At 41.5% G+C, this 17,868-nt stretch carries 12 protein-coding genes; 1 reads left to right on the top strand and 11 read right to left on the bottom strand.

Going from position 1 to position 17,868, the window contains the following annotated elements:
• Window positions 1-190: 190 nt before the first annotated feature.
• From icmF to OSO01_RS20235, 9 genes are all read right to left on the bottom strand, one after another.
• Window positions 191-3,421, bottom strand: coding sequence for a fused isobutyryl-CoA mutase/GTPase IcmF (icmF, locus tag OSO01_RS20195; RefSeq protein WP_147212279.1), 3,231 nt, complete (start codon window positions 3,419-3,421; stop codon window positions 191-193).
• Between the two features lie 51 nt (window positions 3,422-3,472).
• A complete protein-coding gene (locus OSO01_RS20200; protein ID WP_147212280.1) occupies window positions 3,473-4,078 on the bottom strand; it encodes a TetR/AcrR family transcriptional regulator in 606 nt (201 codons plus the stop codon).
• Between the two features lie 127 nt (window positions 4,079-4,205).
• Window positions 4,206-5,345 (bottom strand): acyl-CoA dehydrogenase, encoded by a 1,140-nt coding sequence (locus OSO01_RS20205; protein ID WP_147212281.1) that lies wholly within the window; start codon window positions 5,343-5,345, stop codon window positions 4,206-4,208.
• 2 nt (window positions 5,346-5,347) lie between these two features.
• Window positions 5,348-6,481: an acyl-CoA dehydrogenase gene (locus OSO01_RS20210; protein WP_371863314.1), complete on the bottom strand. Its 1,134-nt coding sequence runs from the start codon at window positions 6,479-6,481 to the stop codon at window positions 5,348-5,350.
• A gap of 45 nt (window positions 6,482-6,526) precedes the next feature.
• Window positions 6,527-7,384, bottom strand: a complete 858-nt coding sequence (locus tag OSO01_RS20215; RefSeq protein ID WP_147212282.1) for a 3-hydroxybutyryl-CoA dehydrogenase — start codon at window positions 7,382-7,384, stop codon at window positions 6,527-6,529.
• Window positions 7,385-7,424: 40 nt separating this feature from the next.
• A complete protein-coding gene (locus OSO01_RS20220) occupies window positions 7,425-8,612 on the bottom strand; it encodes an acetyl-CoA C-acetyltransferase (RefSeq protein WP_147212283.1) in 1,188 nt (395 codons plus the stop codon).
• Between the two features lie 88 nt (window positions 8,613-8,700).
• Window positions 8,701-10,809, bottom strand: coding sequence for a (Fe-S)-binding protein (locus tag OSO01_RS20225; RefSeq protein ID WP_147212284.1), 2,109 nt, complete (start codon window positions 10,807-10,809; stop codon window positions 8,701-8,703).
• 347 nt (window positions 10,810-11,156) lie between these two features.
• Window positions 11,157-12,827 (bottom strand): arginine--tRNA ligase, encoded by a 1,671-nt coding sequence (argS, locus tag OSO01_RS20230; protein ID WP_147212285.1) that lies wholly within the window; start codon window positions 12,825-12,827, stop codon window positions 11,157-11,159.
• 184 nt (window positions 12,828-13,011) lie between these two features.
• Window positions 13,012-13,443, bottom strand: a complete 432-nt coding sequence (locus tag OSO01_RS20235; RefSeq protein ID WP_147212286.1) for a YwiB family protein — start codon at window positions 13,441-13,443, stop codon at window positions 13,012-13,014.
• Between the two features lie 297 nt (window positions 13,444-13,740).
• On the opposite strand from OSO01_RS20235, the gene OSO01_RS20240 reads away from it, so the two are divergent.
• Window positions 13,741-15,759 carry a transglycosylase domain-containing protein gene (locus OSO01_RS20240; protein WP_147212287.1) on the top strand — a complete coding sequence of 673 codons (2,019 nt, stop codon included), beginning with the start codon at window positions 13,741-13,743 and terminating at the stop codon, window positions 15,757-15,759.
• A 144-nt stretch (window positions 15,760-15,903) separates the two neighbouring features.
• On the opposite strand, the gene ssuE is transcribed toward OSO01_RS20240, so the two are convergent.
• Window positions 15,904-16,440 (bottom strand): NADPH-dependent FMN reductase, encoded by a 537-nt coding sequence (gene ssuE, locus OSO01_RS20245; protein ID WP_147212288.1) that lies wholly within the window; start codon window positions 16,438-16,440, stop codon window positions 15,904-15,906.
• 121 nt (window positions 16,441-16,561) lie between these two features.
• Window positions 16,562-17,860, bottom strand: a complete 1,299-nt coding sequence (locus OSO01_RS20250; protein WP_147212289.1) for an LLM class flavin-dependent oxidoreductase — start codon at window positions 17,858-17,860, stop codon at window positions 16,562-16,564.
• Between the last annotated feature and the right edge of the window lie 8 nt (window positions 17,861-17,868).

A 17,868-nucleotide genomic window follows, 5' to 3' on the forward strand; every position in this document is an offset into this window, starting at 1 on the left:
AAGACCATGTACATCCTGGAACAGCAAGGTTTATATGTTTATTCTTAGGTGCGAAAGTTGAGTGATAAACAAGAGCATGCAAGTTCCTATTTCAACTTATACAGTAAGGGAAATTAATCATAAACTATTCATTTTTATTATAAAAAGAACGTGAGCGTGGGTTTCATAGTTCATTATACTTTCAACGAGTTTACATATTACGCCGGTATTGTCCGCCGACCTCGTAGAGTGCTTTTGTGATTTGGCCCAGACTTGCGTAGCGGACTGTGTACAGTAATTCTGCAAAGATATTTCCATCTGTTACTGCTGTCTGTTTTAATCGTTTTAAAGCTTCTTCTACATTATCTTGATGCTCTGTCTGAAAACGGCGCAGTTCTTTGATTTGATGCATTTTTTCCTCTTCTGTTGCCCGGGCAAGCTCCATTGAGTCAATATCTTCTTCAGATGGAGGATTGGGATTTAAATACGTATTTACGCCTACAATCGGCAGTTCTCCAGAATGCTTCTTCCCTTCATAATAAAGTGATTCCTCCTGAATTTTCCCGCGCTGATACTGACGTTCCATTGCTCCCAGTACACCGCCGCGGTCATTCATCTGCTCAAATTCCTTTAAAACCGCTTCCTGTACAAGGTCAGTTAACTCTTCAACAATAAAAGCTCCCTGTAAGGAATTTTCATTTTTTGCTAATCCAAATTCTTTATTAATAATCATTTGAATTGCCATTGCCCGGCGGACAGATTCTTCTGTCGGTGTCGTAATCGCTTCATCATAAGCGTTCGTGTGCAGTGAATTTGTATTGTCCTGGATAGCCAGTAATGCCTGCAATGTTGTACGGATATCATTAAAATCTATTTCCTGGGCATGCAGGGACCGCCCTGAAGTCTGTACATGGTACTTCAGCTTTTGACTGCGCTCATTTGCATTGTACTTTTCCTTCATGGTAATTGCCCAAATCCTTCTTGCCACTCTTCCAATCACTGTATACTCGGGATCTAAACCATTAGAGAAGAAGAAAGAAAGATTTGGTGCAAATTTATTAATATCCATTCCCCGGCTCAAATAATACTCTACATAGGTAAATCCATTTGCTAATGTGAATGCAAGCTGGGTAATCGGATTTGCACCTGCTTCCGCAATATGATAGCCGGATATAGAAACTGAATAATAATTCCGTACCTTATTATCTATGAAATATGCTTGAATATCTCCCATCATCCGGAGAGCGAATTCTGTCGAAAAGATACAAGTATTCTGGCCCTGATCCTCTTTTAGAATATCAGCCTGCACTGTACCCCGGATTACAGAAACAGTATCTGCCTGAATTCGACCAAATTCCTCCGTCGTAGGCGGGCGTCCGTTTTCTTCTGTAAACTTATCTACCTGCTGATCAATAGCAGTATTAAAATACATTGCCAAAATAATTGGCGCCGGTCCATTAATCGTCATGGAAACAGATGTTAACGGATCTGTTAAATCAAAGCCGCTATAGAGCTTTTTCATATCATCTAATGTACAAATATTTACACCGCTGTTGCCGACCTTCCCGTAAATATCCGGTCGTTCTGCAGGATCTTCTCCATATAAAGTTACTGAATCAAATGCAGTAGAAAGACGTTTCGCTTCTTCTCCCTTAGAAAGATAATGGAAGCGGCGATTAGTCCGCTCAGGAGTTCCTTCGCCGGCAAATTGTCTCGTCGGGTCCTCTCCTTTTCGTTTAAACGGAAACACACCGGCTGTATAAGGAAAAGAGCCTGGAACATTCTCCCTCATTAACCAATACAGACGATCTCCCCAATCCCGGTATTTGGGCAGCACAACTTTTGGAATCTTTAAGCCTGATAAAGACTCTGTTGTTAAGTCCATCGTGATTTCTTTCTCTCTTACTTTAAAGGTAAATGTGTCACCCAGATAACTTTCTTTTAATGTTTCCCAATTATCCAGCAGCTGTTTCGCATCCCCGTCCAATTGCTGTTCATATATTGTAATTGCCCGGTCTAATGAAGCTCCTGCTTCCTCGCCCAAGTCCTCTCTTACTCCTTTTAACTGATAGAGTTTCGTGGCAATCCCCCGCTGTTTCCCAGCACGCTTATCATAATTCCGGACATAGGAAGCGATCTCCCTCAAATAATGCCTGCGCTCATTGGTAATGATTTGATTTTGCTTTTCTGAAATAACATGACGTTGAAATGGAATTTCTGCTTCCCACTGATAATCTTCATTCATCCGATCAATCAATGAAGCAAATAAAGCGTTTGTTCCTTCATCATTAAATTGACTCGCTATTGTACCAAAGACAGGGAATTTGGTTTTATCCTGATGAAATAGCATATGGCTGCGCTCATATTGCTTTCGCACTTGATTAAGCGCATCCTCTGATCCTTTTTGTTCAAATTTATTAATGACGATAAAATCAGCATAATCAATCATATCGATTTTCTCCAGCTGTGTAGGTGCACCAAACTCTGCAGTCATAACATACATAGATAAATCCGTAATATCTGTAATTGCTGCATCGCCCTGCCCTATTCCACTCGTCTCCACAATGATGAGATCATAGTCTGAGGCACGTACCACTTCTATCGCATCCTGAATTGAATCAGAAAGCTCTGTGCCTGAATTTCTGGTAGCAAGAGAGCGCATATAAATCCGGTCGGAAAAAATAGCATTCATTCGGATACGGTCTCCAAGTAAAGCACCGCCTGTTTTTCGCTTGGAAGGATCAATAGATAAAATCGCTATCTTCCGCTCCTGAATTTCATTCAAAAATCGGCGGATAAGTTCATCGGTCAGAGAGCTCTTTCCTGCTCCGCCTGTTCCCGTGATTCCAAGTACAGGAATTTTCTTTTTGGAATGAGCAGAGAACTTTTCTAAAACCTGTTTCTTAGTTTCTTGTTCCCCATTCTCCATTAAGGTGATGAATTTACCGATTGCCAGCCGGTCCCCTTCTTTTAATCGCAAGAAGTCTTTCTCTATATCTATCGGCGGGATAAAATCACATTTTTCCAGCATACGGTCAATCATCCCTTGCAGGCCATATTTTCTTCCATCATCAGGAGAAAACAGCCAGGCAACTCCATATTCATGAAGCTCTTTGATCTCTCGCGGAAGAATGGTTCCTCCGCCACCACCTAAAACTTGAATATGCACCGCATCCAGCTCTTTTAACAAATCAATCATATATTTAAAATATTCGACATGTCCGCCTTGATAAGATGAGATTGCAATCCCCTGTGCATCCTCTTGAATGGCTGCATAGACTACTTCTTCTACCGAACGGTTATGCCCAAGGTGAATAACCTCGGCACCGCTGGCCTGCAGAATACGCCGCATAATATTTATGGAAGCATCATGCCCATCGAACAAGCTGGATGCCGTCACAAAACGAATGGGATGCTTTGGCGAATAACGCTCTTCTGTCATGCTTCATCCTCCCCTTTAACTAGATTCCAAGATTTCTGGACTTTCATATGTTTACAGCCAACAATTCACTTGTTTCATCTGTAATTCTACGTATTCATCAATAGTAAATTCTTTTTGAATCATCCAGCGGCGGAAGCACCACATATGTCCACTGACGACAATATTATTTGCCAAAAAATAAATTTCTTTAGAGCTCAGCTTTTCTTTTAAGGAAACAGTCAAGAGCTCCTCCATCATTCCAACAACCTTACGCTCCTGCTCCAGCACAAACTTGCGCTTTTCTTTATTTAATGATTTCGTTTCCTGATACAGCATTAAAATTTCAGGCTGTATGGTATCCATAAAATAAAGATATTGCCGGATGGCCTGACGCAGACTTTCGTCTGATGGATTATCTACAGAAATCGTTGCTGTAAGCTGATCACGCACTTGATCATGTACAAATTCGCAAACAAGAAAAAGCACATCCTCTTTTGTTCTAATGTATTCATATAATGTGCCAATGCTGAATCCAGATTCTTTGGCAATTTCTCTTGTCGTAGTCCGGTGAAAGCCTTTTTCCTTAAACAGCCGCATGGCCCCTTCAATAATTTGTTTTCTGCGCCGCATTACGAGCTCCTGGTCTTTGACAGAGGAGCGGATCTGATCTTCACTCATCACTCAACCTCCTTTTTGTAAATGAGATTTCATTAAATGGGCGGTTCTCTATGATAAAATCAGTGTTTATTCCTCCATAGCATTCACAAATATTATGTTCAGCTTCAATTACTGAAAGAGAATATATTTATTTTGTCAGCATCCGACCGATAACAAGCCGCTGGATTTCATTTGTACCCTCGTAAATTTGCGTAATCTTAGCATCACGCATGTAGCGCTCCACTGGATAGTCTTTTGTGTATCCATAGCCGCCAAAAATTTGCACTGCTTCTACGGTAATACGCATCGCCGCATCACCTGCGAATAATTTCGACATGGCAGATGCTTTTCCATAGACTTTTCCAGCTGATTCTAGCCATGCAGCCTGGTAGGTTAACAGACGGGCTGCTTCGATATCTGTTGCCATATCTGCCAGTTTGAAGGATATGCCTTGGTTGGCTGCAATCGGCTTGCCGAATTGCTCTCTTCCCTTCGCATAAGCTGCAGCTGCATCCAGTGCTCCTTGCGCAATTCCCAGAGCCTGTGCAGCAATGCCGTTTCTGCCTCCATCTAAGGTGGTCATTGCAATTTTAAAACCGTCTCCTTCTTCCCCCAATACATTTTCTGCAGGTATTCTGCAATTCTCGAAGATTAACTCTGTAGTAGGAGATGAACGAATGCCAAGCTTCTTTTCTTTTTTGCCGAATGTGAAGCCATCTGTTCCTTTTTCAACGATAAATGCAGTAATGCCTTTATGCTTTTTCTCCGCATCTGTTTTTGCAAAAACAATATAGAGATCTGCCACGCCGCCATTTGTGATCCACACTTTGCTGCCATTCAATATATAATCCGTACCGTCTCTTTTAGCTGTTGTTTTCATCGACACTACATCACTGCCGGCCCCAGGCTCTGATAAGGCATAAGCCCCCAGCGCTTCTCCAGTTGCAAGCCGTTGTAAAAAGTTCTGCTTCTGTTCTTCATTGCCATATTTATAAATTGGCCAGCTCGCCAAAGATAAATGAGCCGAAAGCGTTACTCCCGTGGAAGCACAGACACGCGATAGTTCCTCTACTGCAATCACATAGCTCACATAGTCGGAACCTATCCCTCCATATTCCTCCGGCCAGGGGATACCTGTTAATCCAAGCTCTGCCATCTGATTGAAAATCTCCCTGTCAAATCGCTCTTCTTCATCCCTCTCCGCCGCTGTCGGCTCCACTTCATTTTCAGCAAAATCTCTGACCATTTTCCGCAGCATTTCTTGTTCTTCGGTTAATTGAAAATTCATTTCTATCTCCCCTTCAATAGCTCTTTAGATATCACGATATGCTGTATTTCATTCGTTCCTTCATAAATTTCCGTTACCTTCGCATCACGAAACAGCCTTTCAACAGGATATTCTTTGGTATAGCCATAGCCGCCATAAATCTGAACAGCCTCAATTGCATTTTGCATTGCTGCTTTTGTTGCTGTCAGCTTCGCCATAGACGTTTCCTTTATACAGGCTTGATTCATTTCAATCCGTTTTGCTGCTTGATAGGTTAATAGCTTTGCCGCTTCCACCTTCGTCGCCATCTCTGCCAGCTTAAAGGAAATCCCCTGATTTGCTGCAATCGGTTTGCCAAACTGCTCCCTTTCCTTTGCATAAGCAACGGAATAATCCAGCGCTGCCTCCGCAATACCGAGACCCTGGGCCGCAATGCCAATTCTCCCGATATTTAAGTTAGCCATCGCTATTTTAAAGCCCTGCCCTTCCTTACCAAGCAGATTCTCCTTAGGAATCCGGCATTGCTCAAAGGTTAGTTCAACCGTACTTGAACCCTTCAATCCCATTTTCTTTTCATTCTTTCCAATCACCAGACCCGGACTATCTCTTTCAACAATAAAAGCACTGATTCCGTCCTTATCACCACTTGTTCTGGCAAATGTAATAAATGTATCGGCATATTCCCCGTTAGTAATAAATACTTTTGAACCGTTCAATACGTACATATCATCGACCAGCTTAGCCGTTGTTTTTAAACCGCTTGCATCTGAGCCGGAATTTGCCTCTGTTAAAGCAAAAGCACCTAAGTATTCTCCGGAAGCAAGCTTGGGAATATATTTCTTTTTCTGTTCCTCCGTTCCAAAATAAAGAATCGGATTTGTGCCGACAGAGGTGTGTACCGACAAAATAACACCAATTGTTGCACTTGCCTTTGACAGCTCGTGAATCACACGGATATAGGAACTGAAATCCATACCGGCACCCCCATACTTCTCCGGTATAGGAATACCCATTAATCCAAGCTCTCCCATCTTCGCAATAATTTCTTTCGGAAAACGGTCTTCCTCCTCCATCCGCCCGACTTCCTCGGCAATCTCATCGCGGGCAAAGTCTTGAACCATTTTGATTAACATTTTTTGTTCCTCTGTTTGTGTAATAATCAATATGCATACCCCTTCCACGTTCAATACTTGTTCTCTTTTTTAATCACTATATGTGTAAAAGCCTCTGCCTGCCTTCTTGCCGAGTCTTCCTGCCTGCACGTACTGTCTCAGGAGCGGGCATGGACGATATTTACTGTCTCCGAAGCCTTCGTGAAGAATCTCCATAATGGATAAGCATGTATCCAGACCAATGAAATCTGCCAGCTGCAGCGGCCCCATTGGATGATTCATCCCCAGTTTCATTACCTGGTCCACATCTTCTATACTCGCAATCCCTTCAAAAACGGTATAAACTGCTTCATTAATCATCGGCATCAGGATGCGATTGGAAGCAAAGCCCGGAAAATCTTTCACCTCTACATCCTGTTTATCTAAGGCCTCCGACAATTCTTTAACTGTCTGGTAAGTTGCTTCACTCGTTTCCAGTCCCCGAATAATTTCAACCAGCTTCATCACGGGAACAGGGTTCATAAAATGCATGCCGATAAATTGCTCAGCTCTATTGGTGACAGAAGCAATTTCAGTAATCGGCAAGGAGGATGTATTGGTCGCAAAAATGGTATGCTTCGGTGCAAGCTCATCAAGCCGTTGGAATACTTCTTTTTTCACTTCCACTTTTTCAACAACCGCTTCAATAATAAAATCAGCTGTAATCGGATCTGCATCCAGATCAACAACAAGCTGCAGACGATTTAACGCCTCTTTCTTTGTATCCGCTTCCATTTTTACTTTAGCAATATCCTTATCGAATATCTTCTCAATATACTGCTTTCCCCTTTTCAGCGCCTCTATGTTTGTATCATACATTTTCACCTGATAGCCGGAACGGGCAAAAACGAGCGCAATTCCTGCACCCATTTGCCCTGCTCCAATAACCATTACTTCTTTTACAGTCATGATAACACGCTCCTTTTAGAAGTTTTTTTAACGCACACAATTAATCTGCCGGTACTTCAATTAAAACAGCATCTCCCTGGCCGCCTCCGCTGCAGATCGCCGCAATGCCTTTTCCACCGCCGCGGCGTTTTAACTCGTGGATTAATGTTAGGATAATCCGATTACCGCTTGCGCCAATCGGATGTCCCAGCGCGACTGCTCCACCATTGACATTTATTTTTTCCTCATCAATATCTGCAATTTGTCCGCTTGCCAGTGCAACAACTGCAAATGCTTCATTAATTTCGTAGAGATCGATTTCTTCCTGGGATACACCTGTTTTTTCTAACAGACGATTAATTACTAAGCCTGGCGTCTGCGGAAAGTTTTTTGCTTCCACTGCTACTTCCGCATGGCCTAAAATTGTTGCCAGCGGCTTTTTATTTAATTCCTTTGCTTTTTCATCTGACATGACAACTACAGCACTCGCTCCATCGTTCACACCAGGTGCGTTGCCTGCTGTAATGGTGCCGTCTTTATCGAATGCAGGCCGTAGCGCAGCTAATTTCTCAACAGTTGTTCCTTTTCTCGGTGTTTCGTCTTCACTGACAACAATCGGCTCACCTTTACGGACAGGGATTTCTACAGGAACAATTTCATCTGCAAACTTCCCTGATTCGATCGCATTTACTGCCAGCTGCTGACTCCTCGCTGCCCATTCATCCTGGCGTTCACGTGACACTTTAAAGGATGCAGCTGTGTCGTTGCCATAGCTTCCCATATGGTTTCCTGTAAAAGTGCAGGTAAGACCATCATGAATCATTAAATCCTTTACCGATTTATCACCCATGCGGTTTCCCCATCTGGCATCAGGTAAAAAATATGGTGCATTGCTCATGCTTTCCATTCCGCCGGCAACAATTATATTTTCTTCGCCTAACCGGATTAATTGATCTGCCAATGTAACACTGCGCAGCCCGGAAGCACAGACCTTATTAATTGTTTCTGTTTTTACCTCCCATGGAATGCCTGCCTCCACTGCAGCCTGCCTTGACGGAATTTGTCCCTGTCCACCCTGCAGAACGGTTCCCATAATCACTTCATCTACATCTGCACCATCAAGTTCAGCTCTTTCTAATGCTGCTTTAATTGCTGCTGCTCCCAGATTTACTGCTGTTAACGGTGTTAATGCTCCCCCAAATTTCCCAAAAGGGGTGCGCGCCCCCGCAACAATAACCGATTTTCTCATAATATATAGCCTCCCTTTATACTTCGAACGAACGCTCGTTCAATGAACAGTAGAAAGTATAGAGAGGACACCCGCCCTCTCTATACCTTTATGCTGTTTTTTCTTCATTTTGTTCAAAAACAGATAGTGCCAAAATCTCAGCAACATCCATTGTACCAATATCCTCTTCTACTTCTTTTGCTTTTGTGCCATCACTCAGCATTGTTAAACAATATGGACATGCACTTGAAATCATTGACGGCTGTACTTGTAATGCCTGCTCTGTACGCGCAACGTTAATCCGGTTTCCAGTCGTTTCTTCTGTCCACATTAAGCCGCCGCCCGCGCCACAGCACATTCCATTTTCACGGCTACGGTTCATTTCCACCAGCTCCAGGCCTGGAATAGCCTTCAGTATTTCCCGAGGTGGATCGTAAACGCCATTATATCTTCCTAAATAACAGGAATCATGATAAGTTAATCTTTCATTTATTGCTTTTTGCGGCTTCAATTTTCCTGATATAATCAGGTCATAGAGCAGCTGTGTATGATGATATACCTCTGCCTCAAATCCAAAGTCAGGGTATTCATTCTTAAATATATTGTACGCGTGCGGGTCTATCGTGACAATTTTCGTGACGTCATTCTTTGTAAATTGCTTGATATTTTTCTCCGCAATTTCCTGGAATAAAAACTCATTACCAATCCGTCTTGCTGTATCACCAGAGTTTGCCTCTGTATTTCCCAGGATAGCAAAGCTGACATCGGCCTGGTTCATTAATTTTGCAAAGCTGAGTGCAATTTTTTGGCTGCGGCTGTCAAAGGAGCCCATCGAGCTGACCCAGAATAAATACTCGAATGTTTTATCTTCCTTCTTCAATTCCTTCACTGTCGGAATATAAACGGATTCATCTTCATCACGCCATTTAATCCGATCCTTCTTGGATAATCCCCAGGGATTGCCCTGACGTTCAATATTCATGACAGCACGCTGAATATCAGAATCCATTTTTCCTTCTGTCATGACTAAATAACGACGCATATCAATAATCGTACCAACATGCTCATTATTTACAGGGCAGGCATCCTCACAGTTCCGGCAGGTCGTACATCCAGACAGCTCCTCCTCTGTGATTACATCACCAATCAAGCTCATACTTTGAACGGATGCAGCAGCTTCCTTGCTTGCAGAAGCCTGGTTGCCTGCAGCTCCTGAAAAGGCGTAGGAAGGAACCCAGGCTGATTTGCCGGTAACTGCCGCTCCTTTTTCCGTTAAATGGTCCCGGACCTTAATCATAATATCCATCGGCGAAAGCATTTTTCCTGTGCCAGAAGCCGGACACACATCCGTACAACGGCCGCATTCCACACAGGCATAGAAATCTATCATCTGATGCTGCTTGAAGTCTTCTACCTTCCCGACTCCAAAAGCAATCTCCTCTTCACTTTCTTCATCCATATCCTCTAAATCAAAATCAAGCTTTTCTAATTTCCCGGGTACCTGCTTGCTCAGGAATACATTGATTGGTGCAGCAATTAAGTGTGCATGCTTGGACTGCGGCACATACACCAAGAATGTAAGCAATGTTACCGTATGTACCCACCAGGCAATATAAAATAGCACCATCGCTGTACCTGCTGAAACACCGCCAAATAAGCTGGCAAAGATACTGGCAACCGGCTCTGCCCATGTTACTTCATGTCCGTGCCAAATCATAGCCATTCCATTTCCAAACAGTACGGAAACCATTAATGTACCGATAAAAATAAGAACAAGCCCTGCTTTAAATCCCCTTTTCAAACGGACCAGCTTCTCCATATAACGGCGGTAAAATGCCCATACAACTGCAACTAAAATCATCAGCGTCACGAGCTCCTGGAAAAAGATAAATCCCGGGTAGAGCACGCCGAACGGCAAATGGTTTCCAGGGGAGAGCCCTTTGATAAACATATCAATAGCTCCGAACTGAACCAGGATAAAGCCATAAAACATCATGACATGAATCGTGCCGGATTTTTTATCCTTTAATAGCTTCGACTGCCCAAATACATTTTTTATAATGCGCTGGATTCTCAACTTTATCTCGCCATCAAACTCTGATTTTTGTCCAAGTCTGATATAAGTAACCCGTGTTGCAATGACTTTGGCAAATAAGAATAGTGCATAGCCCGTCACAGCTAAAAATGCTATCCAATTAATCATCAGAAATGTATCCAATATCATTTCCCCCTCTATATATTATAATATAAATTGTTAGCGTTTTCATATTTTAATAAAAAATAATTCTATCTCTACTTTAAAACATGAATGAACATTCAGTCAACCTATTTCAAGGGAAATAATGATATTTTTTAGATTGATATATCAAATTGAACGTAAATAAATATCCTTTAACAGGAGAGTGAGATATTATTTTCTCTCGTTACCTACTAATCTTAATAGGAATTAAGTTTATGAATAACCTGCATAAGGAATTCCTTTCAATTACGTGTCCTTAATGTAATCAAAAAATCCCACAAAGAAATCAACCATTTCTCTGCGGGATTTTTTTGATCATCTTCAAATTACATTTTCTCCGGAGCAGTTACTCCCAAAATACCTAATCCATTTGCCAATGTTTGACGCACAGCTTTCATTAAAGCAATACGTGCGCCCGTACGCTCGGGATTATCTGCATCTAATACTTTCTCTGCATTATAGAAGCTATGCAGCGTCGATGCCAAATCAAATACATATTGGGTTACTTTATGCGGTGTTTGTTTATCTGCTGCATCTGCAATCACTTGCGGTAGCTCCCCTATTTTTTTAAGCAGATCCAGTTCCTTTTCCGCTGTTAATAGGGACGCATCGAACGCTTCCTCTGTTGCAAAGCCTTTATTTTTTGCCTGTTCAAGCATTGTACAGATACGTGCATGTGCATATTGAACATAGTAAACCGGGTTATCATTGGATTGTGATTTTGCCAAATCCATATCGAAATCCAATTGCGAGTCATTTGAGCGCGCAACAAAATAATAACGTACCGCATCAATTCCTACTTCATCCATAAGCTCTCTTAACGATACAGCTTTACCTGTACGCTTACTCATTTTAACTTTTTCTCCGCCTTCAAACAGGTTTACCATTTGAATAATTTTCACGGAGAATTTATCGACTGGATAACCCATAGCCTCAAGAGCTGCACGCATTCTTGGTATATAACCATGGTGATCTGCGCCCCATACGTTAATAATCTGATCAAAGCCGCGGTCTAATTTATTTTTATGATAAGCAATATCCGGAGTTAAATAGGTGTAAGCTCCATCCTGCTTGATAAGTACACGGTCTTTATCGTCCCCGAATGCTGTCGTCTTAAACCATAATGCCCCATCTTTTTCATAGGTATAGCCGCCATCTTCCAGCACTTTTAAAGCATCATCAATCTGATTATCCTTAAAGAGTGAACGCTCGGAGAACCAGCTGTCAAATTCAACACGGAAATCTTTTAAATCATTTTCAATATTACGCAAGGAGGCTTTAAGTCCATATTCTTTAAAATAATCCAGACGCTCTTCATGTGATCTCTCCGCCCAGATATCTCCTTCTTCTTTCACAAGCGTTTTCGCAATATCAATGATTGCCTGCCCATGATAGCCATCTTCCGGCATATCAACAGACTGTCCTAATTCCTGCAAATAACGAGCTTCTACCGATAAACCTAAATTATTAATTTGGTTTCCTGCATCATTAATATAATATTCTCTCTCTACTTCATAGCCGGCAGCTGCAAAAAGATTACACAAAACATCTCCAAACGCCGCATTTCTTGCATGACCTAAATGGAGATCTCCGGTCGGATTAACGGATACAAATTCGACTTGCACCTTCTCGCCATTGCCGTCCTTCGAAGTTCCATAAGCATCTCCAGCCTCAAGCACCGTTTCAATCACTTCACCTAAGAAATCCTGCTTCATATAGAAATTAATAAATCCTGGTCCGGCAATATCTACCTTTTCAATGGATGCTTTCTGCTTATCTAATTTCGCTACAATATCATCTGCGATTTGACGTGGTGCTTTTTTTGCAATCCGTGCCAGCTGCATCGCAATATTGGTGGCAAAATCGCCATGCGCTTTATCTTTTGGTTTTTCCAGAATAATATTGGGAATGGTGTCCTCTGTTGCAAGCTCCGCAGCAATGACGGCTGTATGAATTTGTTCCTTTAATGTTTCTTCTGCTTGTGCTAATACGTTCATTTCCTGTTTCCTCCTTGTTTCATCCCCCGCAGGCAGTTTAAGGAACACGCCCGTACCGGTGGATTGCTCTTACGCCAGAAAGGGATTCCACTAACGTTCCGTCCCTCCTGTCATGGCTTTACTTTTGGCAATTCCTCCCCCGCTTACTCTCTTTGCATTTCTTGAAGGCAAGGGGAATTCTTACTTATTTTGTTGAAAATTGCAGCTCGAGCTGATGCTTACGTTCTATTTGGCCATTCAGCTTCATTGTATAATTCATATCAAGCACCCGCGGCGTTGTATCCTCTCTAAATGTGATGGATTCCACAAAAGTTTCCATATGAATATTGCCATGCATATGCTGATAAATATTTTCTGTTTTTTGACCTAACTGAAATTGCTGATTCATTTGGATGGCACCTGTGCGCTTTATAGAAACACGCTCTGGACGAATCATAATCATATTCTGGATGGTTCCGGCTTCTTCAACCTCTTCCTTGTATCTCAGCACATCGATGTCGCCTTTTTTTGTCCATTCCCCAGTAAAAGTCTGCTCCTGGGTTTCCTGATCGCCTGAATCCAAATCAAAAATCAGTGTCTTCAACGTAATATTGACATGTTCGGAATTTTGTTGCATAGGTACTCCTTCTATCATTTTTCTTAATTTAATGTATTTGTTTATTATATCTATAAAACACTATGATAAGCAATACTCTTGCTGTTGAAAAACTTTACCACGGCATAAGAGCCCATAGTCCCCCTTACTTTTATAGAAATATCTATTTTAATCTGGATGTCGAAAATCTCTCGCTAAATCAAGTTTCACTTTACAGGTTTATAAAATCATTTCTTTTTCCATAATGAAAAGAGAGGATATACAAACTCCAGTATCACCATTTTAGTGAAGACACATTATTTTTGGAGACGATGAAGGATGAAATCATTAAAAGAACTGCGCCTAATCTACAAGCTGATTGGCGGTATCATTTTACTGATGATTGCTGGAATATTAGCGATCTACTTATTAGCTTATTTAATGGGACCGCCAAATCTCAGTAATCAATCTCCCGCTATTTTTTATGATCAGGAAGGAGAAATCATTGAAGATAGCTTTGGAGATTCTTATGAATGGGTTTCTTTAGACAATATAGATCCTTCTGCTATTCAGGCAACCCTGGTTATAGAAGATAATCGCTTCTTTGATCATAACGGTCTTGATTTCTTTCGTATTGCGAAATCATTGTGGAATAATTTTGTTTCCGGCTCGTTGAAGGAAGGAGCCAGCACCATCACACAGCAATATGCAAGAAATCTCTATCTATCTCCAAAGAAAACCTGGTCCCGGAAGCTGCAGGAAGCTTTCTATGCCATTCGCTTAGAAATGTTTTATTCTAAGGAAGAAATCTTAGAAGGCTATATGAATACTATCTATTATGGACACGGCGCTCATGGGATTGAAGCTGCAAGTAATTATTTTTTTGGAAAGCCTGCTGATCAGCTGTCCCTGGCAGAAGCAAGTATGCTGGCTGGAGTTCCAAAGGGACCTACCTATTATTCTCCATTAAATAATTTAGAAAATGCCACTAACAGGCAGCAGCTTATTCTTAAAAGGATGCTTGATAATGAGCTTATTTCTGAGGCGGACTATACTGCAGCAATAAATGAAAAATTAAATTATCAAAAACAGACCCCTGTTGAAGAGGCGGCATCTTTTTTTAAGGATCAGGCATTAAAAGAAGCTGCGCAGATTTTAAATAAGGACGTAGAAGAGGTAAAGCTTGGTGGTTACCGGCTCCACACAACTTTAAACAGTGATTATCAGCAGGAAATGGAAGCAGCAGCTGCCCAAACCATCGATGAAAAGAGCGACTTGGAAGCTGCCGGCATTTCTATTGTTCCGCAAACGGGTGAAGTAGTAGCAATGGTGGGTGGAATTGATTATCATACAAGCAGCTACAACCGGGCAGTCGATGCCAAAAGGATGCCAGGCTCTACCTTTAAGCCAATTTTATATTATGCTGCATTGGAAAACGGTTATACAGCCAGTACGACTTTAACCAGTGAAGCTACTTCCTTCCAGCTTTCTGATGGTTCTACGTATCAGCCGAGTAATTTTAACGGGTATTATGCAGATGCGCCAATCACGCTTGCTCAGGCAATTGCTTTATCAGATAACATTTATGCTGTGAAAACAGCACTTTATATAGGCGGGGACCGATTTATAGAAGCAGCGAAAAAATTTGGGATTAAAAGCGATTTAAATTCAGTCCCTTCCTTAGCCCTCGGCACTTCTTCTGTTTCTGTGATTGAGTTGACAAATGCTTATGCCCGTCTTGCAAATGGAGGGAAGGCAGTCACTCCTTATCTGATTGAAGAAATTACAGATGCTGATGGAAAATCCCTTTACTCACATAAACCAGAGGAGGGAAAGGCGGTACTGGATGAGAAAAAAGCTTTTATTCTGACACAGCTTCTTACAGGAATGTTTGACGAGACGTTAAACGGCTATACGAGTGTCACCGGGGCAAATGTCAATAATCAGCTGACTGATATTTATGCCGGCAAATCCGGTACGACAGACTTTGACAGCTGGATGGTCGGATACAGCCCCGTTATTTCTACCGGTATTTGGGTCGGGTATGATGACCATAGAGAAATGACTAATGTAGCAGAAACAGCTTTTTCAAAAGAGATATGGGCAAATTACATGGAGAAAATTGATCAGGATGGAAAAAATGTCTTTTCCATGCCCTCTGGTGTTGTTGGCCTCCCAGTTGATCCTGTCAGCGGATTACGGGCAGATGTAAGCTGTGAAAAAAGCAGAATTATGTTTTATGAAAAGGGTACTGAACCGCTTGGATACTGTCATAATGATGAAGCAGAGCAGCAGGATGAAGAAATAGATAAGCCGGACAGAGGGGTTTTGGAAAAGTGGTTTGAAATGTTATTCTAAGATCATATAAACTCTACTCATATCAGAATAGAAAAACCCTCTAAACGAGGGCCAATTATCAAGTATTCATTTTTAATATATTTAAAGCTGATCTTACCGCAGCATCCTGAAGGTCAAATCCCGGATGCTGTGATTTTTTTTATGTCAAACCAGCTCCTGACTTTTTAATTGCTCTAAAAAATAGTCTAATTGCTTTTGCGTCCTATTCAGCATGGCATCATCTAAAATTGGGTTTTCTCTCGTTTTATCAATTTCGCTATCTTGAAAATATAAACCTTTTAAGTTTTGGCTTTTCAGTGTAGCAAGTAATGGTTTTAGAGCATAATCCAGCGCCAATAAATGAGAGAGGCTTCCCCCTGTCATAACCGGCAGTGAAACAGTTCCCCGTAAAACATCCTGAGGCATAAGATCAAATAATGCTTTCAGCACTCCTGCGTAAGAAGCTTTATATACAGGGGATCCGACAATAATTCCCTCTGCTTTTTCCAAATCAGCTGCTATCTCTTTTATTTTTGAACTTTGAAAGTTGGCAAATAATAAATCTTCAGCATCCACATCTCTGACAGATATATATTTCACAGAAAAGCCTTTCTGCTCCGCCTGGTTACCCAAATAATAAAGAATGCGTTCTGATCTGGACAGTGACGAAGGGCTTCCTGATATAATAACAATTGCACTCACATTCATTCTCCTTTCCTTCTTTAAAGAGGATATTCAAACCGCCCAATAAAATAATCCTGTGAATTTCTCTGTTCTCTTTGAACACGTACTTTTAAAACTAAACTCTATCCGGCAGGTTTTCCTAGTTTTTAAAACGATTTTCAGGAACCGATAATCCGAGATTCCCCCGTAAAGTATCGCTTTTACCATCACTTTGAAAGGAACCTTTCCTCTCCAGCAGCGGAAGCACATGCTTCAGAAAATCATCATATTGCTTCCCTAATACATACATACTAATTACAAACCCATCTGCAGCTTCATTCTCTACCCATTCAATCATTTTGTCAGCAATCTGCTCATAGGTGCCGTAAAATTCATTTCTTGGTGTAGCAACACTTAAAGCAACCTCTCTTAATGTTAAATTCTCTTCTTTTGCCCGCTTTTTGATATCATCCGTTGTGGATTGAAAGCTGTTTTTCCCGACATCGCCAATATCCGGGAATGGCTCATCTAATGGAAACTGACTAAAATCAAAATGGTCAAAGAAACGCCCTAAATAGTTGAGTGCTTCCTCGATACTGATTAAATTTTTAATTTCATTATATTTTTCTTCTGCTTCTTCCTCTGTCGCGCCAATAATCGGAGATAGAGCAGGTAAAATTGCAATATCCTCCGGTTTTCTTCCATTTTCTGCAGCCAGCTTTTTCAATGCACGATAATATTCCTGAGAGCTTTCTAAAGTGGATTTATTCGTAAAAATTGCTTCCCCGTGTTTTGCCGCAAATCGTATTCCGGTTTTAGACGATCCAGCTTGAAAAATAACCGGCTGTCCCTGCCTGGAGCGGTTAATATTTAATGGGCCTTCTGCTTTAAAGAATTCTCCTGAATGATTTAAACGGTGCATCTTCTCCGCATTAAAAAACTGACCTGTTTCCCTATTTCTGACAAAGGCATCGTCTTCCCAGGAATCCCATAATCCTTTGACAACGTCTAAATATTCATCTGCCATTTGATAACGCACCTTATGCTCTGGATGATTTCCTTTATTAAAATTGGATGCTGTTCCTTCCAATGGAGAGGTAACGACATTCCATCCAGCTCTGCCTCCTGATAATTTGTCTAAAGAGGCAAATTGACGTGCAATATTAAATGGTTCACTATACGTTGTTGAAACAGTTCCCGCTAAGCCGATTTTTTCTGTGACTGCTGCCAAAGCCGATAATAATGTTAACGGTTCGAAACGGTTGAGAAAATGCGGAATGGATTTTTCATTAATGTGCAGCCCATCTGCAATAAATACAAAATCCATTCCAGCTGCTTCTGCTTTTTTGGTGACAGATATATAATGGTTCAAATTAACGCTGGCATCATCAGGTACTTCCTTTGACTTCCAGGAGTTCATATGTCCACCCGGTCCTTGTATCATTACTCCAAGTTTCATTTATTTTC

The organism is Oceanobacillus sojae (assembly GCF_007991515.1).
Classification (GTDB): Bacteria; Bacillota; Bacilli; order Bacillales; family Amphibacillaceae; genus Oceanobacillus; species Oceanobacillus sojae.

Bases quoted from the DNA above. Each gene is read 5' to 3' on its own strand.
- icmF (WP_147212279.1), bottom strand. From the start codon at position 3,421: ATGACAGAAGAGCGTTATTCGCCAAAGCATCCCATTCGTTTTGTGACG.
- OSO01_RS20200 (WP_147212280.1), bottom strand. From the start codon at position 4,078: ATGAGTGAAGATCAGATCCGCTCCTCTGTCAAAGACCAGGAGCTCGTA.
- OSO01_RS20205 (WP_147212281.1), bottom strand. From the start codon at position 5,345: ATGAATTTTCAATTAACCGAAGAACAAGAAATGCTGCGGAAAATGGTC.
- OSO01_RS20215 (WP_147212282.1), bottom strand. From the start codon at position 7,384: ATGACTGTAAAAGAAGTAATGGTTATTGGAGCAGGGCAAATGGGTGCA.
- OSO01_RS20220 (WP_147212283.1), bottom strand. From the start codon at position 8,612: ATGAGAAAATCGGTTATTGTTGCGGGGGCGCGCACCCCTTTTGGGAAA.
- argS (WP_147212285.1), bottom strand. From the start codon at position 12,827: ATGAACGTATTAGCACAAGCAGAAGAAACATTAAAGGAACAAATTCAT.
- OSO01_RS20235 (WP_147212286.1), bottom strand. From the start codon at position 13,443: ATGCAACAAAATTCCGAACATGTCAATATTACGTTGAAGACACTGATT.
- OSO01_RS20240 (WP_147212287.1), top strand. From the start codon at position 13,741: ATGAAATCATTAAAAGAACTGCGCCTAATCTACAAGCTGATTGGCGGT.
- OSO01_RS20250 (WP_147212289.1), bottom strand. From the start codon at position 17,860: ATGAAACTTGGAGTAATGATACAAGGACCGGGTGGACATATGAACTCC.